Below are 24,941 nucleotides of genomic sequence, written 5' to 3'. Positions count from 1 at the left end.
AATTGACATAAATTGTCCCCCTTCCCTAGACCATCCTATGTGATGGTCTATTTTGTTTTTTAAATAGATTATTTAACTTTCTCTGCTTACTTTAGTAAAAACAATCTATATGTAAATAGATAATTTTATGCAAAATATTCAGAAAATATTGTCAAAATAGGTAGTTTTTCGGTACAATTAATGTAGAAAGTAATTTCACAAAAATAAGGGGGGGTATATTGAAACAAACAAAAGCAATTTTAATTGCATTATTTCTCGGTTTAGTTGTCGGACTCACTTTAAATTTAGCTGCGCCATCCATTTTTGAACCATTAAATCAATATGTGTTCAATCCACTTGGTCAATTATTTATTCGCCTCATTAAAATGCTAGTTGTTCCCGTTGTATTTATATCTATCGTACTTGGAGCTGCTGGGCTTGGAGACCCGAAGCAACTTGGAAGAATCGGCTTAAAATCAATTTCATTCTTTCTTGTAACTACAGCTGTTGCGATTTCCATTGCAGTTACATTCGCACTTATTATACAACCAGGCTCTGGCGGAAACTTTAAAACCGAAGGGCTTAAATATGAAGGTGCAAAAACCGAAACATCTTTCGTCGATACATTGCTAAATATCGTACCAGATAACCCAGCAAAAGCGATGGCTGACGGAAACATGTTACAAATTATTGCCTTTGCCGTATTAATTGGACTTGGTATAGCTATTTTAGGAAAACGTGTCCAAGGTATTCATTCATTACTTGAACAGGGCAACGAATTAATGATGTATCTCGTGAATCTCGTTATGAAATTAGCTCCAATTGGAACATTCGGGTTGCTTGCTTCGTCCGTTGGTAAAATGGGTCTTGCTGGCGTCGCTGCGATGTTCAAGTATATGATTGTCGTTATGCTAGTACTTATTATTCACGGCGTCTTCGTCTATGGTGGATTATTAAAGGTATTAGCAAAAGAAAGTATTGTCCGTTTCTTTAAACATTTCGGACCGGTCATGGCAATCGGATTTAGTACATCTAGCTCTAACGCATCTCTTCCATTTGCAATGAAAACCGCACAAGAAAAACTTGGCGTTCCAAAAGCGATAAGTTCTTTTGTACAACCACTAGGTGCAACGATTAATATGGATGGTACTGCCATTATGCAAGGCGTAGCAACTGTGTTTATCGCTCAAGTATACGGGGTCGAGCTTACTATTTCCCAATTAGCTGTCGTCGTATTAACTGCTGTACTAGCTAGTATCGGCACTGCTGGTGTACCAGGTGTTGGACTCGTAATGCTGACGATGGTTTTAAATCAAGTAAATCTACCAGTAGAAGGCATTGCCTTAATTATCGGTATTGACCGTATTCTAGATATGTCACGAACAGCTGTAAACATTTCTGGTGATGCAATTTGCGCAATGATTGTTGCAAAATCAGAAGAAAAATATAATACAGATCAATCTGCAGCATCTTAAATCAAAAAAGGAGTGAATTATTTCACTCCTTTTTTGATTTACTTCCTTTTTTCGAACGATATTCTTTTCCTTTGTTATCATTACCAGTCTCAAATTCAGTGCTAAACTCTTGCTGAAATTGACCTGATTTCGGTGAGCCTTGATTTCCGCTTCCTTTACTACCATTTCGATTAGTCATATTTCTGCCCCCTTCCTTTACTAGTAGTATGTTACATATTTTCTTTTTTATAATCTTTTACATACGAAAGAAGCCCTTCCTCATATAAGGAAGGGCTTCTCCTTTAATACGTAAGCGTTTTCTTACTTATAATGAATTAAATAAGTTTTTTAGAAATAGATATCATTATATTCATTTCTTCTTCTGAAAGCATAGAGAATCTTTCTTGTAAATATTGTTTTTTCGCGCCTTCCATTTTCGCAACTAAATCTTTGCCTTGTTCTGTGATTTCTAAATATACAACTCGGCGATCTGACGTAGAACGTGAACGAGTTACAAAACCTTTATTAATTAATTTTTCTGTAACAGCTGTAATATGACTATTCGACACATTTAACTCATTCGCTACACGTGATACCATTTCTTTATTCGTGCGATTCAATATTCTAAGGACGATGAACTCATTCCATGGTATGTAACCACCAAATATTTTTCCAATATCATTACGCAACGTGCGGAACATAGCAAAAACATTTGTCGATAGTTCTTCCATTAATTGCTCTCGATTTTGAGACAACTTTGACAGCTCCTTTTATTTCATTTAGTTAAATAAAAACCTTATTAATAATCTTACATGAAATCTTACTTTTTGTCATCTTATTTCCCCATAATTCGTAGTTTTTTAATAGACATTTCATGATAAAATGAAGTTGATTCTCCAAAAAAAGGAGTTGGAATAGTGGGTGAAGAAGACAAATTTTCTAATTTCAATCTAAAAGATAAAACTTTGATTATTGGTTTTATTATTCTGTTCCTTATTATAATTTTTGCATTTATATTTTTTGTATATGTAGGAATCTTTCATATTACTGGTGTAGAGTATAGGTCGCGCACTGCCTTACTTCTATTTTTTTTATTAATTACTTTCTTAGACGGTATTATATTTTTCATCTTCAGTTTCTTCAAGGCACTGCTATATCCAATGAAACAAAACATGCCAAATTGGCTTTCTATTACCCTTTTCGCGATCATTGAAATTACGCTAGATTGGTTCGTCATTCATACCGCTGACGACTGGATAGAGAGCGTACAACTGTCCAACATAGCTGAATTATGTGTCGTACTATTCCTTTTCCTATTAAATAAATTATTAAGTGACAAGAAAGGGTAAGAATACAAGCTTTTCTATATAAAAATTGGTACAATGAAAACAAATCATACTAAAGAGGTGTTACTTATGAACTTACAACAATGGGCTGATAAAGGTATGTCCTTTGATACATATGTAAATGAAATGAAAGTAAATCAATACGAGCTACTGCACATTTACAATAACTTTTTAATTCCAAATGAATTACTTCCTGTATTAGAAGAACGTCAAAATGATGGTTGGCGTGTTATCGTATTAACAGCTGATTGGTGTGGTGACGCTCTTTTATGCGTACCTGTTATGAAACGAATTTCTGAAGTTGCAAATATTGATATGTCATTATTAATTCGCGATGAAAACTTAGAATTAATGGATCAATATTTAACAAATGGAACAGCACGTGCGATTCCAATCTTTATTTTCATTGATAAAGATGGAAATGAACAAGCTGTTTGGGGACCACGCGCTCCAAAAGTACAAGAATTAATAACTTCAATGCGCGCTACATTGCCTGAAAAAGAAGATCCAACATTCGAAGAGAAACAAAAAGAAATGTACGCTAATTTCCGTGCTACATTAGCGGATGATACCTCTCTTTGGGAACACGTAATGGAAAGCATGATGGAAAAAGTAGTAAAATAAAAAAAACTGCCGAACCCGGCAGTTTTTTTATTACATAATGAAGAAATAGAATACCGCAGCTAAAATGAAACGATAGTAAGCAAACGGTGTTAGTTTTACACGAGATAATAATTTTAAGAATGAAACAATTGCAAGCATCGCAACAACGAATGCTGTAATAAATCCTGTTGCAAATAACGGTAGATCAGCCGCACTTAATATATCCCAGCTTTTAATTAAATCTAAACCACTTGCAGCTACCATCATTGGTACTGCTAAAATGAATGTATATTCAGCTGCCGCTGTATGTGACACGCGAGCTAATAAACCACCACTTATTGTAGATCCAGAACGAGAAAATCCTGGCCAAAGTGCTAAACATTGGAACATTCCAATTGTAAATGCTTGCTTATATGTGATTTCATCTAATGTTCTTGCTGTACTTGGTTTCGAAAACTTCTCAGCAACAATCATTAAAATACCACCAGCCACTAAGCTAATAACAACTGGGCCTGGCCCAAATAAAACTTCTTTAATCGCACTATGGAATAATACGCCAAGTACGCCGGCAGGAATCATCCCGATAATAATATGTAATAAATTTAACGATGGTCCATCTGTTACTTTCCCTATACCTACTAAAGACCATAAACGTTTCCAAAATATAACGACAACTGCTAAAATCGATCCCAATTGAATAACAACTTCGAAAACTTTCGCTCTCTCGTCGTCAAATCCAAGTAAATGACCTGTTAAAATCATATGTCCTGTTGATGATACTGGTAAAAACTCTGTTAAACCTTCAACAGCACCCATGATTATTCCAATTAACCAATCAGCCACGAGTAGTGCCTCCTTAATAACTAATAATATGTAATTTTTTCATACCTTACCATAATACCTTATCCCCTTTCAAAGTGCATCCTTTTTTATAGTCAAACCGTAGTTTTAATAAGCTTATTCCTTTTCTATTTTTTGATTAAATTGTATGATAGTAAGAGTTTTCTTTTTTACGTAGAAAGGAGATTTTATGAAAGAAACTATTACATTCTCACAAAAATTAAAGCAATTTGTATTACTATTTTTTCCGATTTTCGTAACGCAAATGTCATTATTTGCAATGAGCTTTTTTGATACAACAATGTCAGGGCATGCAAGTCCTATTGATTTAGCAGGTGTCGCTATTGGAACGAGTATATGGATTCCAGTTAGTACCGGATTAACAGGAATTTTGATGGCTACTACTCCAATTGTTGCGCAGCTCGTTGGATCCAAGAAAAAAGAAGATGTTCCCCAAGTCGTCATACAGGCAGTCTATTTAGCAATTTGTGCTAGCTTCGTCGTTATCCTTATTGGATTCTTCGCTGTTACACCCATTTTAAATGGCATGCGATTAGAAGAACCGGTAGAACGTATTGCAGCACAATTTTTAAGTATTATCGCAATTGGAATTATTCCTTTATTTACTTACACTGTTTTACGTGGATTTATTGATGCATTAGGAAAAACTCGCACAACGATGATTATTACGTTACTGTCATTACCTATTAACGTAGTATTAAACTATGTATTAATTTTCGGTCATTTCGGTTTTCCAAAACTCGGTGGTGTCGGAGCAGCAATTGCTTCTGCAGCAACTTATTGGTGCATTTTAATTATTACCGTTATGATTATTCGTACGAAAGAGCCTTTTGCATCTTTCCATATCTTTAAACAATTATATCGCCCTTCTCTTTCTAGTTGGAAAGAATTCTTAAAACTTGGCGTCCCTATCGGATTTGCTATCTTTTTTGAAACGAGTATTTTTGCTGCAGTAACACTTATGATGAGTAATTTTAGCACAACAACAATCGCAGCTCATCAAGCAGCTATGAATTTCGCTTCCTTGCTCTATATGACTCCTTTAAGTTTAGCAATGGCAATGACTATTGCTGTTGGATTCGAAGTTGGAGCGAAACGATATAATAACGCAAAACAATATGGGTTTATTGGGATTGGCTTAGCACTTGCATTCGCCCTATTATATTCCATTCTTCTTTACTTCTTTGATGATGAAATTGCTTCTATTTATACGACAGATGTACAAGTTCATCATTTAGCAAAAGAATTTCTTATATTTGCGATTTTATTTCAAATTTCAGATGCGATTGCAACTCCTGTACAAGGGGCACTACGTGGTTATAAAGACGTAAACGTTTCCTTAATTATGACATTAATCGCTTATTGGGTAATTGGTCTCCCTCTAGGTTATGTATTAGCAACGTATACGGACTGGGCAGCAAAAGGATATTGGATTGGTCTTATTATCGGTCTAGCATTTGGCGCCATCTTCCTTCTTATCCGTCTCTTTCAAGTGCAAAGAAAATATACAATAGAAAACCGCCGCTCACGATAGAGGGCGGTTTTCTTTATGCATATTTTTTCTTTAAACGTATAACATAATGAAAAAGAAAGGTGGATACATATGGACGAACAAGAAAAAAAGCGAGCATTCGATGAAGAATTCGCCCCTGAAATTTCACCTGGATATCGGCAAGATGTACATAAGCCACCTAAATATAAAAACACTTCGTTTTTAATGGGTATTACCATTTTTGCTGCTGTATTACTCGTACTTATCATTTTCGTTTATTTTTGATGGAAGGTGATTTATTATATGAAGAAACAAGATTCCAATCGTTCAAAAAGAACTGTAAAAACAGAAAAAGGGTATGCAGGTGATTCTGTTCTTACTCAGAAACAAGTCGAGCAAGGAAATTTATATATTGCTCAAAAAGAAATTGGTCAACAAAATGAAAACCTTTAGAATCCCTCAAAGAACTGGGGGATTTTTTTATACCGCTATTTATGGTACTGGTTCATGTTTCCCTTTATTGTACGTACTGTTTTTGTTCTAACACTTTAAATATATTATTAACCTTTACGATTTCCATTTCATAATTCAATTTCATTTCGCTTCTCTTACCATTTTCAGTACCCGCAACGTATGCTACAGTTTTATAGAGAAAACCTTCATCCATCACTTCACGTATCTCCTCGTTTATAAATTTATACTCTAAATCCTGAAAACGATTTGGATAATAATTTTTCATTAATTGCTCATACCCTCTATTTACAAATATTTCTTCACCTTTTCGTTTCACATCTTCTTTATTATGAAACGAAAACACTGATAGTTGCTCTGTCACAAAATGTTCTCCTACCTTTTTCATTTCATTATGAGTTAAAGTTCCTATACTTTTGTTCTGTAACCCCTTATTTAATCCGTACTGATCAATCGGTTTATAGCTAGCGAAAACCGCCTCTTTATATGACCAAAACAATCCAAAAGCGATACATAGAGAAGTGATTAATAGTCTTTTCTTCGTAATACTCCCGCCCTCCTTTATAATGATAGTTATATTTTAACATATAGAAAGAAAATTCTGATATCATAAATTAGAATAACTTAACTTAGAAACGAGGAATAATTATGGACTCTTACAAACAATATATAAAAGAAGCTTTTCCTAATCTTTCTATACATTTCTATAAACAAAATGAAGAAGGATGGGATAATGTAGCGATTATAGTAAATGATGAGCTACTGTTTCGTTTCCCGCGAAAACAAGAATATGCAATGCGCATTCCGGTAGAAAAAGAACTATGCACGCTTCTCTCTTATTCACTACATGACATTAAGGTTCCACACTATCACCTATTATATAGAAATGATGCTGATGCGGTTCCACTTTGTAGTTACTACACACTCATTCATGGTGAACCATTAAAAACAGACACAGTTACCAAGCTTGAGGATAAAGAACTGAAAACTATTATTACACAATTAGCTGTCTTCCTTGCAACTCTACATAGTATTCCTGTAAAACAAGGCACAACGTTAGGGTTCCCTGTTGAAAAAACACTTACCTACTGGAAAGAGCTACAAACTAAGTTAAATCAGTATGTTACTAACAGTCTTACTTCGTTACAGCATTCATCTTTAAATCGGTTATTTGAAAATTTCTTTACATGTATCGATACATCCACTTTTCAAAATACTATTATTCATGCTGACTTTACACATCATCACATTTTATTTGATAAACAAAATAAAACCATTTCAGGGATTATCGATTTTGGTGATGCTCAAATGGGAGATCCCGCCTTTGACTTTGCTGGGCTATATTATGATTTCGGACATGAATTTACTACATCAGTATATGAACAATATAGCACGCTTATTTCACACCATGATCCATTACTCATTCACCGCATCACTACCTTTTATCAATACAGCCCTTTACTACATAATATAATTTATAACTTTGAAAATAAGAATGAACTTGCATTCATATCGGGTATAGAACAACTGAAAATAATACTGCAGGGATGAGATTACATTCTCTCCCTCTGCTCTCTCTCCTCATACAACATTAACCTTTTATCCATTTCAACAATGACTTTATACAGTTGAAATGCCTGTAAAATTTGCAGTTGAATTCCAAAAGGGGCATTCTGTTCTTTTAACCATTGAAATACTTGCGTTTCATCTTTCATTGATTATTCCTCCCTTTATTAAAATCTGCTACAAATATACGGTAAGTGATGAAAAGCTTTTCATGTCAATACAAAAAAAGGATGCAACATTGCATCCTTTAATGTACGATATTTTTCTTCTGCTCCGCTTCTTTCTTTACTTCTTCCCCTTGGCATTCGCTACGAAATGCACAACTTATACACTCAGAACGAAACTGACGCTCTGTATAATGCTCAGGTTGCTGCAACATTTCTTTCATTCTAGATAAATCAGCCATTCCTGTTATAATATCTTCCTGTTTCGGAATGTACTCATACTTGGTTCCTTCTATTAAATTAATTACTTCAATTTTTCCTGGAAGAATGCCGAAAGCTTTATAACTGAATACTGTCATTAACTTTTGGCAAAGAGCAAGCATTTCCTCATCTGCATCGACAACATACTTTTTAATTACAAACGACTCAGTACTCCACTCACCAACTTCTAATGTCAATGACATATGGACACCTAACTCTTCCATATATGTTTGAAATTTTTCATACAAAAATAACGGCGGTGTCTGACTATCATCTCTTTCAACAAACTGTAATAAGTGATCTGTTAGCTTCGCTAACACAATATAATACTCCGCCTTCGAAGCAAACATATTAACCCTTACTTTTTTCCAATACTTTTCTATTAATATTAAAAGTACAATTTTCGTTTGTTGGCCCGCAGGTAGTGTGTAATATTCGTTAATAATTCGATTCACAATCATTTGTGCGATTTGTTGCCATTCAAACGAAGAAGGCTCTCTTCTTTTTATATGACGAAAATAAAATTTATGCGGACAACGCATAAAATCATACAAATGATAATCTGTCATCGTTTTGATTGCGATTTTCTCGTGCACTTGCTCTTCATCTCCCTTCTGCCATTAAGAAAGGTGTTTTACAAATTCAGCTCCAAACTGTAAACATTTTTCTATATCTTCATCTTCTGGCGTTAATTCTACTTTTAGTCCTTCTAACACAACTGTGGCTCCACGTTCTTGTAGCTTTTCTATTAAAATGTCAACCGCTACGCCGTACTTCGGATAAGCCGAATCACATGATCCGAAGACTGCCGCTTTTTTCCCAGTTAAATCAATAGAATCCATTGCGTCATAAAAATCTAAGAAATCATCAGGAAGGTCACCATCTCCCCAAGTGTATGCACCTAAAATAATTCCATCATACTGTTCTAGTATAGAAGCTTCTGGTGAATCCATAATATCAATCACTTCAATTTCATTTTCTGTTTCACGAATCACGCCGGCAATATGATCAGCCATTTCCTCTGTATTTCCACTCATACTTGCAAAAATCATTACTAACTTACTCAACTGAACCTCTCCCTTTACTTTGTATCTCTTTTTCTGTTTGAATGCTCTTCTTCTCATCTACATATTCTGAACGAATTACATTTCGTTGCCATTCCATATGCTGATCAACTTCTTTATTTTTATCTTTTAATCCCCTCCGCAGAAGGTGAAATTTTTTTCTCATTAACATGTCGCATCCATCCCATTGATAATAATTATCAATTTCAACTACTTTTAGATTAATTGACATTGATTATCACTGTCAACAACTATTTTTTTAAAAATGATTAAAATGTACAAGCTTGTCCGTTAGCTATTCATATACTATAAATGAGCATAGTTCTTTCTCAGCCCTCTCTGACGGAAAGAAATAAAAGCAACTGCGATAGAGCGCAGTTGCCTTTTTTTATACTTTTCTATGACTTTAGTAGTCTTATCGCTGTCTCTAAAAATAGTTCCACTCCATAAATTAGCGCTGATTCATCTACATCAAATTTTGGATGATGATGCGGGTAGCAAGTATCTATCGTTTTATTACCAGTCCCTAATTTAATGAAACAACCAGGTGCTTTTCTTAAATATGCTGAAAAATCCTCTCCTCCCATAGAAGGTTCAAGCTTCACAACACGCTCATTCCCAAACAAATGTAGTGCACTTTCTTCTACTACTTTCGTCATATATTCATCATTAATGACCGGATCATATCCATATCGATACGAATATGTATACTCCCCTCCATGTGCTCTTGTAATTCCTTTCACGATTTTCTCAATTTTCTCTTCTGCTTCCACCCTTAATGCTTGACTAAATGAACGAACAGTTCCCATTAAAGTTGCTGCACTAGGGATGATATTATCAGCCATTCCCCCATGAAACTGCGTAACTGAAACGACTCTTTGCATGAAAGCACTTGTATTTCTTGATACGATATGTTGTAAATTTGTAATAATCTGTGCTCCGATAGCAATAGGATCTATCGTTTCTTCTGGCCTCGCCGCATGTCCCCCTTTCCCTTGAATTTCAACTGTAAATACGTCTGGTGCCGCCATCATCGGACCGTACGCAATTCCAATCTTCCCGCTCTCAAGTCCTGACATAACATGTAAACCTATTACATAATCAACACCGTCCATCACGCCTGCCTCAACCATTTCTTTTCCCCCGCCAGGATACACCTCTTCCGCGTGCTGAAAGAATAGACGAATTTCACCTGCAAAATCTTCCTTTATATTTGCTAGTGCCTCTGCTGTACTTAACAAAATAGCGGCGTGAGCATCATGCCCACATGCATGCATCACCCCTTTATTTACAGACGTATAAGATTTACTTGTCTCCTCTTGAATTGGCAAAGCATCTATATCAGCTCGAATCGCAATCACTTTCCCTTGTTCGGTTCCTCTTTTAATTGCTAGTACACTATACTTCGTCGGTCTCGTTACTTCATAAGAAGAAAACGAGCATAACGTGTCATATATAAATTGCGAAGTTTCTTTTTCATGAAATGATAATTCCGGATACTTGTGGAAATGTCGTCTCCATTTCACAATATTTTCTTCCGAAATTAGATTTTTCCACACTCTATTCATAATAATTTCCCCCTTTTCAAAAGAATTAGAACTGTAAAAGTTTATTTCGTCTCGAATGACTAATAAGCACTAATACTATATTTTTACGTATTCTTATAGTCCACTTTTATGTATTCACACAATCCACTTTCTATTTACATGTCAAACCCATTACAAATTGATGCTGAATGTAATATAATTGCTAAGTTAGGGATTTTCTTTTTTAGTATTTAGTGCTAATATCAGAAAAGAGCCTTTTGACTTATTTTTACCTAAAATGTGGAATTTTGTTTTTTTCACAATAATGTAGGACATGATACCTACAAAGAGCTATTATTTCATTAAGAGAGGGAAAGACATGGAAAGATTAAAAGAGATATGGTCTCGACCACTCACACAATGGGTTGCAAAGACGGTTTATTACCTTGCAATTTTATTTGCATTACTTTGGTTGTATGGATTCCATGATACAAACACAAGTACATTTATTTACAATGAATTCTAGGGTGGGAACGTTATGAAGTTATTAGAACAAATTGAAAAGTGGGCTATTGAAACGCCTGATCAAACTGCTTTTGTTTGGCGAGATGCGAAAATTACGTACAAACAATTAAAGGAAGATTCTGATGCGTTAGCACATTGGATTTCTTCTGAGTATCCAGATGATCGTTCACCAATTATGGTGTATGGCCATATGCAACCGGAAATGATTATTAACTTTTTAGGATGTGTAAAAGCTGGACATGCTTATATTCCTGTAGATTTATCTATCCCAGCTGATCGTGTACAACGTATCGCTGAAAATTCTGGTGCGAAACTACTTTTATCAGCAACAGCAGTAACTGTAACTGATTTACCAGTTCGCATTGTAAGTGAGGACAACTTAAAAGATATTTTCTTTACTCATAAAGGGAACACTCCAAATCCTGAACATGCGGTAAAAGATGATGAGAACTTCTACATTATTTACACTTCAGGAAGCACAGGTAATCCGAAAGGGGTTCAGATTACTTATAACTGCCTTGTAAGCTTTACAAAATGGGCTGTAGAAGATTTCAACTTACAAACAGGGCAAGTATTCTTAAACCAAGCACCTTTCTCATTCGATTTATCTGTCATGGATATTTACCCATCATTAGTAACAGGTGGTACACTTTGGGCAATCGATAAAGATATGATTGCACGTCCAAAAGACTTGTTTGCTTCTTTAGAGCAATCGGATATACAAGTATGGACTTCCACACCATCTTTCGCAGAGATGTGTTTAATGGAAGCATCTTTCTCTGAGAGTATGCTACCAAACATGAAAACATTCTTATTCTGCGGTGAAGTGTTACCAAATGAAGTAGCTAGAAAATTAATTGAGCGTTTCCCAAAAGCAACAATTATGAATACGTACGGTCCAACAGAAGCTACTGTCGCTGTAACAGGTATTCACGTTACAGAAGAAGTGCTTGATCAATACAAATCACTTCCAGTTGGCTACTGTAAATCAGACTGCCGCCTTCTTATTATGAAAGAAGATGGAACGATTGCACCTGATGGTGAAAAAGGTGAAATCGTAATTGTCGGTCCAAGCGTAAGCGTTGGATATTTAGGAAGCCCTGAATTAACAGAAAAAGCATTTACTATGATTGACGGTGAGCGCGCCTATAAAACAGGCGATGCTGGCTATGTTGAAAATGGTCTTCTATTCTATAATGGTCGTCTTGATTTCCAAATTAAGCTGCATGGTTATCGAATGGAATTAGAAGAAATTGAGCATCACCTTCGTGCGTGTTCTTACGTAGAAGGTGCAGTTATCGTTCCAATTAAAAAAGGTGAAAAATACGATTATTTATTAGCGGTTGTTGTTCCTGGAGAACATTCATTTGAAAAAGAATTCAAATTAACATCTGCAATCAAAAAAGAACTCAATGAGCGATTACCAAACTACATGATTCCACGTAAATTCATGTATCAATCTTCTATTCCAATGACACCAAATGGAAAGGTAGATCGCAAAAAATTATTGAGTGAGGTTACAGCATGACCGCATATGGATCATTTTATTTTTTCGCTATAGTGGGCATTTTATTAATACCTACTATCATAGCTGGATTAAAAGGTAAAATGTTGCGCAAATATAATGCCGTTTTAACATTAGTCATGCTTGCTATTATCTTCTCAGATAAACCGAAGCAAGCGATTATGTTAGCCGCATTTATTATTTGGCAATATGCCCTAATTAAAGGCTATTTACTTTTAAGAAAACAAAATAATAGTACATTCACGTTTTGTATAGCTGTTATTTTATCAATTTTGCCACTTATTTTGGCAAAAATCGCACCATTTGCACCAGATCTAAAATTCATTGTATTTTTAGGTATGTCTTATGTAACATTTAGAGCAGTACAAATGGTATTTGAAGTTCGTGATGGTTTAATTAAAGAACTATCCTTCTTTAATTTTTGGGAATTCGTTTTATTCTTCCCAGCTATTTCAACGGGACCTATCGATCGTTACCGTAGATTCCAAAAAGATATTCAAAAGCCACCTAGTGCAGAAGAATATCAAAATTTACTATATACAGGATTAAACCGTATTTTCCAAGGTTTCTTGTATAAATTTATTATCGCTTACTTAATAAAGCAATATTTTATGGATCCGGCATTTGCACAGCAGGATACAATTCTATCTAATATGATTTACATGTATAGCTATAGCTTATATTTATTCTTCGACTTTGCTGGTTATAGCTCATTTGTAATTGGTGTAAGTTATATGATGGGAATTAAGACGCCAGAAAACTTTAATAAGCCATTCATTAGCCGTAATATTAAAGACTTCTGGAACCGCTGGCACATGAGTTTATCATTCTGGTTCCGTGATTTTATTTACATGCGTTTCGTCTTTTTTGCAACGAAGAAAAAGTTAATTAAGAACCGTTACACTATTTCGTATATCGGTGCATTTTTGAACTTTTTCATCATGGGAATTTGGCATATTACTGGTGAGCATGTGTATCAATACATTATTTATGGTCTATATCATGCCGCACTGTTCATTTTATTCGATATTTTCGAACGAAAAAACAAGAAGCATAAGTTTTGGCCAAACAATAAATTTACACACGTCCTTGCGATTGTAATTACGTTCCACGTTGTATGTTTCGGTTTCCTAATTTTCTCTGGACACCTTAACAGATACTTTTAATGCACCCTTCTTATAACTAGTAAGAAGTTGCACATATAATATATTTCGGATATAAAGGAGATTTTAAAAATGGCAGAATTCAAAGAGCAAGTATTAGATATTTTAGAAGAAGTATGTGAAAACGATATTGTGAAAGAAAACTTAGATGTTCAATTATTTGAAGAAGGTATTCTTGATTCTTTCGCTGTAGTATCTTTATTAGTTGAATTCCAAGAGCGTTTAGATATTGAAGTTTCTATTTCTGATTTTGACCGTGACGAGTGGGCTACTCCAAACATGGTTATTAAGAAGTTGGAAGAAATCCGATGAACAAAGCAAAATTTGGTCCGATGCTTTTAGCATTGGCCCTTTTTGCTGTATTCTTACTTATTCCAACGCGCTTCCTACTTCCACTTTTAAGTGATGAAAAAGTAGAACAAGCTGCCACTTCTTTAAAAGAAGAAAAGATTCAAAGTATGATTTTACAGCAAAAGATGTTAGCAGACTCGAAATACCTTCCGATGTATGGATCATCGGAATTCGCACGTATGGATGCCTACCATCCATCAAACTATTTCAAAGTAAAGCCTGAAGGCTTCACACCATTCCTACTTGGACGCGGTGGAACACAAGATCTTGTACATGTATTAAACTTTGCATCTACAATGGATCAATTGAAGGATAAGAAAATGGTATTCGTTCTTTCTCCGCAATGGTTTGTGCCACAAGGTATTGATGAAACACACTTTGCACCTAATTTTTCAAAACAACAAGGTTACCACTTCATTTTCAACGATGATGTAAAACCTGAAATGAAAAAGCAAATTGCAAAACGTTTATTAAACTTTGAGATTGTTAAGAAAGAAACTTTACTTAAAATTTCGCTTGAAGGTATCGTTTACGATGATACAAAGCACAAAGTAAAAGCACTTGCTGCTAAACCTTTCGCTTATATTTATCGTAACATTTTAGATCGCAAAGATTTATTTACAGCAATGTTTGATATTAAACCGCATAAAGAAAAACTTGACCCTTCATTAAAACAAATGAACTGGGATGAAGCTCGTAAACATGCAGATCAAACAGGTGCAGCGGAATCTGGATCTAACGAATATGGTATCGAAGATGGTTACTTCAACAGCAAAATCAAAAAGAAATTAAAGCAACGTGAAGGCTACTTAAAAAATGATGCTTATGATCAATCGCCAGAATATGAAGATTTACAAATTGTACTTGATTTATTAAAACAATCTGGTGCAAAACCACTCTTCATTTCTGTTCCTGTAAAAGGTCCTTGGTACGATTACGCTGGCTTCCCGAAAGAACGCCGAGAATTGTACTATAAGAAAGTTCATGAGCAAATTGAGAAAGCTGGCTATCCAATTGCCGACTTCTCAAATCATGAGTATGATAAATACTTCTTAAAAGATCACATGCACTTAGGTTGGAAAGGCTGGGTTTATATCGATGAAGCCATCCAACAATTTTATAAAGCAAACTAAAGAAAAGACCACTTGAATTATTCAAGTGGTCTTTTTCTATATACATTTTGCAATTGTTCGATTACGTTATCTGCTTCTTTCATCACGCGCTCCACTACATGCTGAGCTGATTCTATTCGTGCTAATGATGACGCTTGTCCTGCCCAAAGCGACATATATTCTCCTTTATTACGTTTTGCTGCTTCTTGGCGTATTTTAGAGGTTAATACATTTTGCACTGGATACATCGGAAGCCCTTCTTCTTTCCCTTCATGCTTCTCTATAAATTCATTACGAATACCCCGTGCATATTTCCCGGAAAACGCACGAGTCACAGTTGTACTTGTATCTGTACTACGTAAAACCGCTTGTTTATATACATCATGCGTAATACTTTCTTCACTCGTTAAAAAGGCTGATCCCATTTGAACAGCTTCTGCTCCCAGTGTAAATGCCGCAACAAGCCCTTGTCCGTTCATTACACCACCTGCTGCAACAATCGGGATGTGAGGGACAGCTGCTACTAACTGCGGAATTAATGCGAACGTCCCAATCATAGCGTCCTGTTCTTTCCCAATAAACGTTCCTCTATGCCCTCCTGCCTCGCTACCTTGACCGACAATAATGTCTACTCCTAATTCAGCAAGTACTTTCGCCTCTGCCACATGAGTAGCTGTTCCGATGACTTTAATTCCTCTTCTTTTCAATTCATCTATTTCTTCTTTTTCTAACGTTTGAAATGCAAAGCTAACGACTGGCACGTTTTCTTCTACTAACACTTGTAATTGTTCTTTATAACTTTTTGGAAGCTTTAACTGCTCTTCTTCCTCTATACCGAATTCTCTATTCACTCCGCTAAGTAATCCCTTGGCCAAGTTTATCTTCTCTTCTTCTATTTGTATCTCTTTCGTTAACAGTAAATTCACACCGAAAGGCTTATCCGTTTGTTGCCTTATTTTATAAATTGCATCACGAATTTGTTCAGGGCTCATATAGCCCGCTCCAAGCGTTCCTAATCCTCCGCTATTACTTACAGCTACAACAAGCTCAGGCGTCGTAATTGCACCTGCCATACCCGCTTGAATGATTGGATACTTAATTTGTAATGTATCTATAACTCGACTTGTAAACATCATTTCTCCTCCTATTCCCCTTATATCTTCTTTATTTGACAAACTTTCCCCTTCTTTTACAAGGGTTGAACTTCCTATGAAGCGAATATATTGAAAGTGAAGGAGGCTGAAAACAATGATATATCCAAATGCGTTACAACAAGGTGATACAGTAATGATTATTGCACCGTCCGGCCCACCAACAATTGAAAATGTATTAAAAGGTGTAAACGTACTACAAGAAATAGGTTTATCTGTAGTAATCGGGAAGAGTGTTTATGAGAAGTACGGATATTTAGCTGGAAGTGATCAAGTTCGGCTCGATGATATACATGAAGCTTTTTCAAATCATGAAGTAAAGGCCATTTTCTGTGCACGAGGTGGTTATGGAAGTGCCCGTCTCCTCCCTCACATTCAATATGAAATCATTAGGCAACATCCTAAAATCTTTTGGGGATATAGCGATATTACAGCTTTACATACTGCCTTTTCACGTTATGCAAAGCTCGTTACTTTTCATGGCCCAATGGTTGAAGAGTTAGGAAAAGGTGTAGATTCTCTTTCTTTATCTTCTTTCAATCAACTATTCCATCCGTATTCCACCTTCTTATCTGCTTCAGAATGTATCGTGCCCACCTCTTCCTGTGCAGTTACAGGCACGTTAGTGGGAGGGAATTTAACTGTATTAACGAGTATAATTGGCTCATCCTATGAGATAATTACAGCTAATAAACTTCTTTTGCTTGAAGACATTGGGGAAGAACCATATCGCATTGACCGTATGTTAAATCAGCTACTTTTATCTGGAAAGTTTAATGAATGTAGTGGTGTTATTTTTACAAGTTGTCACGACTGCACTCCTTCTAAACCATCTCAATCGTTGCAAACAATACTATATGAATATTTCGCACCCTATCATATACCTGTTCTATTCGGTTTGCCGATCGGTCATATAAGCCCAAACATCGGGATTCCTCTTGGAGCTACAGCGACAATAAATACAAATAATAAAACACTCTCTATTTCCTCTGGCGTAGCCACTCCGTTTTCAAATTAAAAAAGGAAAAGCGATTCAGCTTTTCCTTTTATTTATAATAATTAAAAATTCGTCCAGATGCGATATCTGCAATTTCTTCTGGAATAAATGTTTTACTAATATCAGTGCCAACATTTAATACTGCTGTGGCATCTTTCTCAATGCTACTAAATAATTCTTTCCCACGTATCGTAATAAGGGGTGTTCCTTCTGGCAACACGTCTTTTACAAATTCCATTTGTGTAAAGAACGGAACGATCCATCTACCCTCTCCTTGGAAATGACGCAAGCGAAGTGTTCCTTCTGTTGCCCCTTCCTCTGCTTCTAGTGAGCCAGCAACATAAAACTCAGTAGATAAGAGCAATTCATAAAATTCCTTTTGCTTTTGTTTGTTATCCCCTGCTACAACAAGTACTTCTTCTATTCTCTTTACCGGAACTTGCTCCATATGATGCCACCCCTATTTTCAAAATGATTGTACTTAGATTATACGAAATATTCTTATTTTTTTCTACACAATTCGCAATTATTTTCTTAAAATAATTTTAATAGTTCTTTTGTCGTTAAAATCGTAGCAAACTCTTCATGTAAATTTACAAGTGTCATATTGTGAATATCCTCTGCATTATACTCTTTACCATCTAGACCTTTACGGTTAAAAGTAGCCGTTGCATCACTCACTAAATACGTTGTAAACCCTAAATTTCCTGCCATTCGTGTCGTAGTCTCTACACAATGATTTGTCGTTAATCCTACAACCACTACTGCATTACATTTGTTCTCTCTTAATTGATATTCTAAATTTGTTCCAATGAACGCGCTGTTAACAGATTTCTGAATAACCACTTCACCTTGTAGTGGTTTCACTTCTTCTTTAAAGTTGACCGTTTCTGCTCCCTCATAAAACATCGAATGATCATTTTCTTTATTTACATGTTGAATATGAAAAACTGGTCGTTTCCTTTTTCTCCATTCTGCTAACAAAATTCTCATATTTTCTTCAGCAAAAGGATTATTTCTCTCACCCCAGTATGGTAATTGAAACGCCTTTTGTACATCAATTATGATAAGTGCTATTTGATTCATTATCATTTTCTCCTTCATTTGGCTGTAATTGAAATAGAAAACCAAGTTGTTGCGACGCAGTAATAAAACAAATATAAGCGCAAAGCTCTACAATTTCTTTTTCCGTCCAATATTGTTTCAATACATGGAACATATTATCATCTATCGCCTTTTTGTCATGAACAAATGTATGCGCAAAAGTAACTGCTACCCCAATTTCTTCTACCTTTTGCATATCATCAGGCCTTCCCTTTGCCATACAGTACGGACATTCATTCCCGTACGCTAATGTTCTTCTTACTTGCTCCTTCAGCTCTGCCGAGAGAGTTCCTTTACTATACAATGTATTCTCTACCGTACTCCATGAATGTAATAACTCTGGATTATGCCCTAATAACTTTTGAAACTTTGTATCTCCTATATTTGATAATGAAATTCTCTCCATCATTTCCCCTCCTATTTCCTTCTGTTTTATTGTAAAATAAATAAAGTTCATTTTACATTTCATATGAATCTTAATTTATATTTTTTCTTTACAAAAATCATCATTTTACTGGAGGTATATTTACAAATGCAACTAGACCGTGTTGATCGAAAGATTTTAAATGAATTATATAATGATAGTCGCCTTTCCATGCGTGAATTGGCGAAACGAGTAAACTTATCTGCTCCGTCTACTGCAGAACGTGTTCGTAAACTCGAAAGTGAAGGCGTGATCCAAAAGTACACAATCGATATCGATTATAAAAAAGCAGGACTTGTTTTAGATTGTATTTTAGAAATCACTTTAAAAAATGGGGACACAGTACGTATGCAACAATTTATTCAGTCCTATCCATCTGCAAGTTTTTGTTACCGAGTAACAGGAAGCTTATGCTACATTGTAAAAATTTCTGTTCCTTCACTCGTTGAACTTGAAGAATTTATCAATGATGTTTCCTCATATGCAACGACTGTTTCTCATATCGTATTATCAGAAGTATCTCTTACTCCTGATATTGAACATATCTTCCCAGAAGATTAATTAATTTTTATTCATAAAATATACAAAAACCCCTTACAATAAGAATAAAAATAATATATTATGTATTAAAATACATAAAGTTCAAGAAAGGGGCTTTACATTGAAAATCTGGTTTTATGAAAAAACGGCACAATTAGATGGCTTGCTTGGCATTTGGGATAATGTTCCGACTATCCCTCGAATTGGTGAAAAAGTTGAGATTTTAAAAACAGTCCGCACTGTTACAGATATTAAATATGTAAAGAACGGTAATAATTTTCGTGTAGAAATTATTACAAATTAAAAAGTAGCTCTTAAGGAGCTACTTTTTAATTATCTATCATGTGCTTTCTTTATTACAATTTTATCCTCTTCTACAGATACTGTTACATAATCATTTTCTTCTAACCGAAGCTTATTCACAGCCTCATCTGGTAGCTCTACAGCCATCAGTCTATCTGTTACGAACACTTGACTATACTCTTCATTTTCTTGTAATGCACTCACTACTTTTTCCTCATTTATAAAGCGCACTGGTGGCACACCCACTTCTTTTACTGTACGCCATTGTTTCCAAACGTAAGGAATTAACCAAAGTAATCCAACAACTGTAAGACCGATACCGATCCATAAATTACTTTGCGCTTGTAATTCAGGAATTGAAATGGCACTACCCTCTTCTCCACCGACAAATTGCATACTTGTTGCAATGAAATTATTTAGAGCGTGCACAGCGATATTCGTCCATATATTTTTTGTCTTTATGTATAAAAGACACATTACAACACCAAACATGAACGCACCAATAACATCAAAATGTCCTAGGCCAAAAATAAGTGAAGATATAATGACAGCTTTTTTAATTCCCCACTTATAAGCCATTCGCTGTAAAAAGAAACCTCTAAAAATAACCTCTTCCATAATCGGTGCTAATACACATGCTGAAATGAAAGTAAATATCATCATAAATACGTTACTCGTGTTAATAACATTTCCGTCTTCTAACATAGTAACTAAGAAATTCGGTAACGTGTGTGCTAATATGTAAAATTGAATATGAGATATACCAACTGAAAAAATCATTCCCATTATCGTTGCTAATACAATTAATCCCCACGGTAAACGTCCTGGTTTATCAAAAAAACTATTAAATACAATATTATTTTTATTTGTTTTTACGTATAACCAAAATAACGGAAATAGAAAAAATAAAGTTATTTGTGAAATAACCTCCATCGTATTCTCAGAAACATTGGCTAGACTTAATGGGATCATCGTAAGGAACAATCCTATAATCATCCATCCAAAAAAGCTACGTAGTCTTATACGTGAAAATGCATAGTGCACATAGAACACCTCCAAAGGTAGTAAAAGTAAATGGTGTGATAACTAAATTATAATATGAATATAGTTGAAGTTCTTCCTATTTTTCTCAAATACTTTCGAACAATATATATAGTAATCATTCTTTTCTTCCAGTTGAAATATACAAGAAAGTTATGTAATAAAAATCCCCGTTTTTACAAGCGGGGATTTCTTTTATTATAATACGTCACGTTTCTGGAATAATGCACCTGATGCTACAAGTAATACAACAAAGTATGCAGCTACAAGTAATAATGAAGTTGTAAATGTAAACTCTGTAAATGTAGGTTCTACTCCGCCGCTAATTAATTTATTGCTGTCGTAAGCTCTTAAATCCAAATGGAAGAATACCACAAACTTCGCAACACCTTTTGCAAACATCATCAGTACCATATTAATTGGTCCTTGTAAAAAGAAGAGGAACATCGTGATAATTAATGGTAATACAGACTTTCTAAATACGTTTGCTAAGAAAAATGCAAGCGTCGCAAAGAAGAACGGTGATAAAAACTGATATAATATTGTTTTTAAAACAATTCCTAACGTTAATTCAGTTTTACTACCGTCCATTACAATTAATCCAATAATCATAGCAATTAACGTACTAGCAAATACAATAAATACCATCGTTAACAACACTGTAATATATTTAGAAAATAAAACTGTCATTCGTTTTCTTGGACGGATTAATAATTGCTTAATTGTACCTTTTTGGAACTCATCTGTAATCATACGAGCAGCAATCGTAATGCCAAAAATTGTTGCAAACAAAGTAATTAAACCAATCTCTGAACTTGCAAAATCTAAATATGATCCTTTAAATTCAGTTCCGTCTCCCCATTTCAGCATCACTAAAACTCCCAAAATCTCCAATACTGCAATAACACCAATTAAAATATACATACCCTTTTTCGCATGCAACTTTAAAAATTCATTTTGAATTAATTTAAACATTACGCTTTCACTCCCCCTGTAATCGCTAAGAACTCATCCTCTAACGTTTTATTTTGAACAGTAACTCCATATATAAGCACATCGTCATTTACTAATTTCTTTACAAGTTGTGGAATTGCTTCTTTCGTTACAGATACTACAATGATATTTCCTTGCGCCTTACCTTTCATAATTTCATTTGCTTTCTGAACTTCATCTACTTCAAACGCTACAACGACTGTCTCATCATGTTTTGTTTGTTCATGCAAGTTATACTCTTGTACAAACTCACCTTGCTTAATAATAACGACGCGATCACACATGAGTTCAATTTCACTTAATAAGTGACTTGATACGATTACAGCAATATTCTCTTCTTTCGCTAAACGTTGTAAATAATCTCGAATTTGGCGAATACCAGCTGGATCTAATCCATTTGTTGGCTCATCTAAAATTAAGATTTTCGGCTGATGAAGTAATGCCTGTGCAATTCCTAAACGTTGTTTCATACCAAGTGAATATGTTTTCACCTTTTTATGAATCGCATGCTCTAACTCAACTAGCTTTACAATTTCAGCAATGCGCTCTTTACTAATTGGTGTAATTGCCATGTTCGCAAAATGCTTTAAGTTTTGCATTCCAGTCATATAATCATATAATTCAGGATTTTCTACAATCGCTCCAATTTGCTCTAGTGCCTTTTCACGCTCCGTGCGAATGCTATGGCCACAAATTGTAATATCGCCCTCTGTCATTGATATAAGACCTGTCATCATACGGATCGTTGTTGTCTTACCACTACCGTTCGGTCCAAGGAACCCGTACACTTCCCCTTCACGAACTTCAAATGATAAACCGCGAATAATTTCCGTTCCACCAATCTTTTTTCGAACATTCTCTAACTTTACTACTACGTTTCCCAATGCCGATTCCTCCTTTAGACTTCTAGTTTTTTATCAATAATGCAACCTGTTATATAAACAAGTAAAACAAATATACTGATTGAAAAAGCAATACTATATAAATTTATAAAACTTTCTGGATATAGTATAAGATTCATATCCATTGTTTCATCTATATAAACGATTTTTTTAATAAAATTAGGTATAGGCGCAAGTCGACCCAGCATTTCATATATCAGATTGATTACTTTCGTTACTAGTAAAAATAGGAAGAAAATAATTACATACTCCATTTTTTTCTTTTTCAAAGAAAATACTTTCACACCAGCTACTGTAAAAAGTAAAACTAACAATATACTTGATAAATTAAATACATATAACACACTACTAAATAATTGTTTTACTATATCTAGCTCAATTGTACTTTCCGTAAATAACATTTCATAGAGTTCTGTACCTTTTATTACTTTCATCGAAATACTATAGACAAACATAGTACCTATTACTTCAAAACACATAAAGCTAATTGCCGCATATGACAATATTGCTAAAACAATTTTTTTACCAGATATCGGTGTTAATCGAAATAATGTACTTTCGGTCATTTTCCCGAACGCAGATATCGCCTGCAGAAATACTAATACTGCAAAAATCATATAAACTAAGAATACTAAAGCAATAATAATCATTTGCCTTACTTCTCCTGATTCTTGTTTAATATAATTCCCCATACTTACAAAAGCGACAGCTACAATAAATATGAATGACAATAACGAAATAAAAATTTGTTTTTTATTCGCATTGTACATATATATTAAACTGGCCTTCATCTACTAAACACCTCCTTAAACAAATCCGTAACAGCTTTTCCTCGTTGGAAGCGTAACTCCTCTACATTTTCATGAAGTATACTTTCACCATCTTTTAAAAAGATTACTTCATCAAAAATGTTTTCCACTTCTCCAATTAAATGTGTTGCAATTAAGATCGTACAATCTTCGCGATAAAACTGTAAAATAAGTTCCAGTACGTGTTCCCTAGAAACGAGATCAATTCCGCCAAGCGGTTCATCTAATACGTATAACTTCGCTTTCCGAGAAAACGTTAAAATAATTTGTAGTTTTTCAACCATACCTTTTGATAAAGCTGTAATTTTTTCTTCTAGCGGTATTTTAAATTCGGCGATTGTATCTACCGCTTTTTGCATATCAAAGTCTTTATAAAAGTCTCTATAGAAAAATAAAGAATCTTTTACCGTCATCCAATCATCAAATACTGGTTTATCCGACATAAAAGAAACAATTTCTTTCGTTTCTAATCCTATCTTTTTACCAGCGATTGTAATACTCCCTTCGGAAGGATGCTGCAGACCGGCAATCATTTTCAATAACGTCGTTTTTCCGCTTCCGTTATCTCCAGCGAGCCCTATAATTTTCCCTTCCGTAATCTCTATGTTTAATTCACGGATCACTGCTTTTAACCCATATCTCTTCCATAAGTTTTCTATTTTTAATAACTCTGTCATTCGCTCTCCTCCCTCTTCTCATGTAATGAAGAACGAAGGATTGTAAGAATTTCTTCTTCTGAAAAACCTAAATTGTCCATTCCATCTATAAAAGAATGAAGTAATTCTTTCGCCATCTCTTTTCGCAGCTCCATAATTTTCTCCCCTTCATTCGTTACATATCGTCCCATTCCTCTACGCGTTACAACAACTCCATCCCGTTCTAGCTCTTGAAATGTACGCTGAATCGTATTTGGATTTACTTGTAATTCACTTGCTAATTCACGTACAGAGGGAATTTTATCACCAGGCAATAAATGTCCTGTTACGATTTCTTTTTTTATGTATTCCATTACCTGAATGTAAATTGGTGTATTTGGAGAAAACTCTATTTTCATTTCTTCCCTCCTTTTGTATCGGTGTACTAGTTAAATAATACACTGATACAAAAGGATTGTAAATACCCATTTACTTACAAAAAAATTCTATCCGTTAGCTGGATAGAATTTTTCAAACAGAAATCGTTATATGAAAATAATAGTGTTATGTAAACAAAAT

34 protein-coding genes are annotated in these 24,941 nt (G+C 34.7%); 15 read left to right on the top strand and 19 right to left on the bottom strand.

All coding sequences use genetic code 11. The features are described 5' to 3' along the window. The first annotated feature begins 218 nt into the window (after nt 1-218). Complete coding sequence (locus COL05_RS20375; RefSeq protein ID WP_000814817.1) at nt 219-1,454, top strand: dicarboxylate/amino acid:cation symporter; 1,236 nt, start codon at nt 219-221, stop codon at nt 1,452-1,454. Between the two features lie 22 nt (nt 1,455-1,476). On the opposite strand, the gene COL05_RS20370 is transcribed toward COL05_RS20375, so the two are convergent. Together COL05_RS20370 and COL05_RS20365 are read right to left on the bottom strand one after the other, a co-directional pair. Beyond that, nucleotides 1,477-1,632 carry a hypothetical protein gene (locus tag COL05_RS20370; protein WP_000184933.1) on the bottom strand — a complete coding sequence of 52 codons (156 nt, stop codon included), beginning with the start codon at nt 1,630-1,632 and terminating at the stop codon, nt 1,477-1,479. A 136-nt stretch (nt 1,633-1,768) separates the two neighbouring features. After that, nucleotides 1,769-2,188 (bottom strand): MarR family winged helix-turn-helix transcriptional regulator, encoded by a 420-nt coding sequence (locus tag COL05_RS20365; protein ID WP_127813637.1) that lies wholly within the window; start codon nt 2,186-2,188, stop codon nt 1,769-1,771. A gap of 162 nt (nt 2,189-2,350) precedes the next feature. Between COL05_RS20365 and COL05_RS20360 the strand changes: the two genes are divergently transcribed. Next, complete coding sequence (locus COL05_RS20360; protein WP_098669917.1) at nt 2,351-2,782, top strand: YrvL family regulatory protein; 432 nt, start codon at nt 2,351-2,353, stop codon at nt 2,780-2,782. Between the two features lie 33 nt (nt 2,783-2,815). Continuing rightward, nucleotides 2,816-3,403 (top strand): thioredoxin family protein, encoded by a 588-nt coding sequence (locus COL05_RS20355; protein WP_142337587.1) that lies wholly within the window; start codon nt 2,816-2,818, stop codon nt 3,401-3,403. 30 nt (nt 3,404-3,433) lie between these two features. Here the strand turns inward: COL05_RS20355 and uppP are convergent, their stop codons facing one another. After that, nucleotides 3,434-4,225 carry a bacitracin resistance undecaprenyl-diphosphatase gene (gene uppP, locus COL05_RS20350; protein ID WP_000796249.1) on the bottom strand — a complete coding sequence of 264 codons (792 nt, stop codon included), beginning with the start codon at nt 4,223-4,225 and terminating at the stop codon, nt 3,434-3,436. A gap of 187 nt (nt 4,226-4,412) precedes the next feature. On the opposite strand from uppP, the gene COL05_RS20345 reads away from it, so the two are divergent. The 3 genes from COL05_RS20345 to COL05_RS31475 all read left to right on the top strand — a co-directional run bounded on the left by COL05_RS20345 (nt 4,413) and on the right by COL05_RS31475 (nt 6,188). Beyond that, nucleotides 4,413-5,777 carry an MATE family efflux transporter gene (locus tag COL05_RS20345; protein WP_098669915.1) on the top strand — a complete coding sequence of 455 codons (1,365 nt, stop codon included), beginning with the start codon at nt 4,413-4,415 and terminating at the stop codon, nt 5,775-5,777. A gap of 69 nt (nt 5,778-5,846) precedes the next feature. Then, complete coding sequence (locus COL05_RS20335) at nt 5,847-6,020, top strand: 2-isopropylmalate synthase (RefSeq protein WP_098669914.1); 174 nt, start codon at nt 5,847-5,849, stop codon at nt 6,018-6,020. A gap of 18 nt (nt 6,021-6,038) precedes the next feature. Then, nucleotides 6,039-6,188 carry a hypothetical protein gene (locus COL05_RS31475; protein ID WP_000743738.1) on the top strand — a complete coding sequence of 50 codons (150 nt, stop codon included), beginning with the start codon at nt 6,039-6,041 and terminating at the stop codon, nt 6,186-6,188. Nucleotides 6,189-6,252: 64 nt separating this feature from the next. Here the strand turns inward: COL05_RS31475 and COL05_RS20325 are convergent, their stop codons facing one another. Continuing rightward, nucleotides 6,253-6,771 carry a biotin transporter BioY gene (locus COL05_RS20325; RefSeq protein ID WP_098669913.1) on the bottom strand — a complete coding sequence of 173 codons (519 nt, stop codon included), beginning with the start codon at nt 6,769-6,771 and terminating at the stop codon, nt 6,253-6,255. A gap of 83 nt (nt 6,772-6,854) precedes the next feature. On the opposite strand from COL05_RS20325, the gene COL05_RS20320 reads away from it, so the two are divergent. Then, nucleotides 6,855-7,757 (top strand): aminoglycoside phosphotransferase family protein, encoded by a 903-nt coding sequence (locus COL05_RS20320; protein ID WP_098669912.1) that lies wholly within the window; start codon nt 6,855-6,857, stop codon nt 7,755-7,757. Nucleotides 7,758-7,759: 2 nt separating this feature from the next. Here the strand turns inward: COL05_RS20320 and COL05_RS31470 are convergent, their stop codons facing one another. The 5 genes from COL05_RS31470 to amaA form a co-directional block, all read right to left on the bottom strand. Continuing rightward, nucleotides 7,760-7,921 carry a hypothetical protein gene (locus COL05_RS31470; protein ID WP_098669911.1) on the bottom strand — a complete coding sequence of 54 codons (162 nt, stop codon included), beginning with the start codon at nt 7,919-7,921 and terminating at the stop codon, nt 7,760-7,762. Between the two features lie 98 nt (nt 7,922-8,019). Next, nucleotides 8,020-8,793, bottom strand: coding sequence for a hypothetical protein (locus COL05_RS20310; protein WP_098669910.1), 774 nt, complete (start codon nt 8,791-8,793; stop codon nt 8,020-8,022). A 24-nt stretch (nt 8,794-8,817) separates the two neighbouring features. Next, nucleotides 8,818-9,264, bottom strand: coding sequence for a flavodoxin (locus COL05_RS20305; protein WP_098669909.1), 447 nt, complete (start codon nt 9,262-9,264; stop codon nt 8,818-8,820). Next, a complete protein-coding gene (locus tag COL05_RS20300) occupies nt 9,257-9,493 on the bottom strand; it encodes a hypothetical protein (RefSeq protein ID WP_142337586.1) in 237 nt (78 codons plus the stop codon). Before COL05_RS20300 ends, COL05_RS20305 begins: the two co-directional genes overlap by 8 nt. A 166-nt stretch (nt 9,494-9,659) precedes the next feature. Further along, nucleotides 9,660-10,829 carry an N-acyl-aliphatic-L-amino acid amidohydrolase gene (gene amaA / locus COL05_RS20295; protein ID WP_098669908.1) on the bottom strand — a complete coding sequence of 390 codons (1,170 nt, stop codon included), beginning with the start codon at nt 10,827-10,829 and terminating at the stop codon, nt 9,660-9,662. A 337-nt stretch (nt 10,830-11,166) separates the two neighbouring features. On the opposite strand from amaA, the gene COL05_RS20290 reads away from it, so the two are divergent. The 5 genes from COL05_RS20290 (at nt 11,167) to dltD (ending at nt 15,484) form a co-directional block, all read left to right on the top strand. Further along, nucleotides 11,167-11,313 carry a teichoic acid D-Ala incorporation-associated protein DltX gene (locus COL05_RS20290; protein ID WP_000440293.1) on the top strand — a complete coding sequence of 49 codons (147 nt, stop codon included), beginning with the start codon at nt 11,167-11,169 and terminating at the stop codon, nt 11,311-11,313. Between the two features lie 12 nt (nt 11,314-11,325). Next, a complete protein-coding gene (gene dltA / locus COL05_RS20285) occupies nt 11,326-12,840 on the top strand; it encodes a D-alanine--poly(phosphoribitol) ligase subunit DltA (RefSeq protein ID WP_098669907.1) in 1,515 nt (504 codons plus the stop codon). Further along, entirely contained in the window at nt 12,837-14,003 is a 1,167-nt protein-coding gene (gene dltB / locus COL05_RS20280) for a D-alanyl-lipoteichoic acid biosynthesis protein DltB (RefSeq protein ID WP_000127947.1), read from the top strand. The genes dltA and dltB overlap by 4 nt, the downstream gene beginning before the upstream one ends. A 69-nt stretch (nt 14,004-14,072) precedes the next feature. Beyond that, complete coding sequence (dltC, locus tag COL05_RS20275; protein ID WP_000807310.1) at nt 14,073-14,312, top strand: D-alanine--poly(phosphoribitol) ligase subunit DltC; 240 nt, start codon at nt 14,073-14,075, stop codon at nt 14,310-14,312. Beyond that, nucleotides 14,309-15,484: a D-alanyl-lipoteichoic acid biosynthesis protein DltD gene (gene dltD / locus COL05_RS20270; protein WP_098669906.1), complete on the top strand. Its 1,176-nt coding sequence runs from the start codon at nt 14,309-14,311 to the stop codon at nt 15,482-15,484. The genes dltC and dltD overlap by 4 nt, the downstream gene beginning before the upstream one ends. A gap of 17 nt (nt 15,485-15,501) precedes the next feature. On the opposite strand, the gene COL05_RS20265 is transcribed toward dltD, so the two are convergent. Continuing rightward, the gene (locus COL05_RS20265) at nt 15,502-16,596 is read right to left on the bottom strand and encodes an NAD(P)H-dependent flavin oxidoreductase (RefSeq protein WP_098669905.1); all 1,095 of its coding nucleotides are present in this window, start codon (nt 16,594-16,596) and stop codon (nt 15,502-15,504) included. A 115-nt stretch (nt 16,597-16,711) separates the two neighbouring features. On the opposite strand from COL05_RS20265, the gene COL05_RS20260 reads away from it, so the two are divergent. Beyond that, a complete protein-coding gene (locus COL05_RS20260) occupies nt 16,712-17,632 on the top strand; it encodes a S66 peptidase family protein (RefSeq protein WP_098669904.1) in 921 nt (306 codons plus the stop codon). Nucleotides 17,633-17,660: 28 nt separating this feature from the next. Here COL05_RS20260 and COL05_RS20255 read toward each other — a convergent pair whose 3' ends face one another. The 3 genes from COL05_RS20255 to COL05_RS20245 all read right to left on the bottom strand — a co-directional run bounded on the left by COL05_RS20255 (nt 17,661) and on the right by COL05_RS20245 (nt 19,184). Beyond that, on the bottom strand, nt 17,661-18,059 hold the full coding sequence (locus COL05_RS20255; protein ID WP_098669903.1) for an SseB family protein: 399 nt from the start codon (nt 18,057-18,059) through the stop codon (nt 17,661-17,663). A gap of 86 nt (nt 18,060-18,145) precedes the next feature. Next, nucleotides 18,146-18,700: a cysteine hydrolase family protein gene (locus COL05_RS20250; RefSeq protein ID WP_142337590.1), complete on the bottom strand. Its 555-nt coding sequence runs from the start codon at nt 18,698-18,700 to the stop codon at nt 18,146-18,148. Then, nucleotides 18,669-19,184, bottom strand: coding sequence for a carboxymuconolactone decarboxylase family protein (locus COL05_RS20245; RefSeq protein ID WP_142337584.1), 516 nt, complete (start codon nt 19,182-19,184; stop codon nt 18,669-18,671). Before COL05_RS20245 ends, COL05_RS20250 begins: the two co-directional genes overlap by 32 nt. A 63-nt stretch (nt 19,185-19,247) precedes the next feature. Between COL05_RS20245 and COL05_RS20240 the strand changes: the two genes are divergently transcribed. Both COL05_RS20240 and COL05_RS20235 read left to right on the top strand, forming a co-directional pair. Continuing rightward, nucleotides 19,248-19,700 carry an Lrp/AsnC family transcriptional regulator gene (locus COL05_RS20240; RefSeq protein WP_098669900.1) on the top strand — a complete coding sequence of 151 codons (453 nt, stop codon included), beginning with the start codon at nt 19,248-19,250 and terminating at the stop codon, nt 19,698-19,700. 100 nt (nt 19,701-19,800) lie between these two features. After that, nucleotides 19,801-19,983 carry a DUF3913 family protein gene (locus COL05_RS20235; protein WP_000707111.1) on the top strand — a complete coding sequence of 61 codons (183 nt, stop codon included), beginning with the start codon at nt 19,801-19,803 and terminating at the stop codon, nt 19,981-19,983. 29 nt (nt 19,984-20,012) lie between these two features. On the opposite strand, the gene COL05_RS20230 is transcribed toward COL05_RS20235, so the two are convergent. The 6 genes from COL05_RS20230 to COL05_RS20205 all read right to left on the bottom strand — a co-directional run bounded on the left by COL05_RS20230 (nt 20,013) and on the right by COL05_RS20205 (nt 24,781). Next, entirely contained in the window at nt 20,013-21,026 is a 1,014-nt protein-coding gene (locus COL05_RS20230; RefSeq protein WP_098669899.1) for a CPBP family intramembrane glutamic endopeptidase, read from the bottom strand. 195 nt (nt 21,027-21,221) lie between these two features. Further along, the gene (locus COL05_RS20225; RefSeq protein WP_098669898.1) at nt 21,222-21,998 is read right to left on the bottom strand and encodes an ABC transporter permease; all 777 of its coding nucleotides are present in this window, start codon (nt 21,996-21,998) and stop codon (nt 21,222-21,224) included. Then, the gene (locus COL05_RS20220; RefSeq protein WP_098669897.1) at nt 21,998-22,900 is read right to left on the bottom strand and encodes an ABC transporter ATP-binding protein; all 903 of its coding nucleotides are present in this window, start codon (nt 22,898-22,900) and stop codon (nt 21,998-22,000) included. Before COL05_RS20220 ends, COL05_RS20225 begins: the two co-directional genes overlap by 1 nt. 14 nt (nt 22,901-22,914) lie before the next feature. After that, the gene (locus COL05_RS20215) at nt 22,915-23,709 is read right to left on the bottom strand and encodes an ABC transporter permease (protein ID WP_098669896.1); all 795 of its coding nucleotides are present in this window, start codon (nt 23,707-23,709) and stop codon (nt 22,915-22,917) included. Next, nucleotides 23,706-24,404 (bottom strand): ABC transporter ATP-binding protein, encoded by a 699-nt coding sequence (locus COL05_RS20210; RefSeq protein ID WP_098669895.1) that lies wholly within the window; start codon nt 24,402-24,404, stop codon nt 23,706-23,708. Before COL05_RS20210 ends, COL05_RS20215 begins: the two co-directional genes overlap by 4 nt. Then, complete coding sequence (locus tag COL05_RS20205; protein WP_000687513.1) at nt 24,401-24,781, bottom strand: GntR family transcriptional regulator; 381 nt, start codon at nt 24,779-24,781, stop codon at nt 24,401-24,403. The genes COL05_RS20210 and COL05_RS20205 overlap by 4 nt, the downstream gene beginning before the upstream one ends. Between the last annotated feature and the right edge of the window lie 160 nt (nt 24,782-24,941).

Source organism: Bacillus sp. AFS059628, from assembly GCF_002571225.1.
GTDB lineage: Bacteria > Bacillota > Bacilli > Bacillales > Bacillaceae_G > Bacillus_A.
The sequence above is the reverse complement of the archived record's forward strand: the minus strand, read 5'-3'. Positions and strand labels throughout refer to the sequence as shown.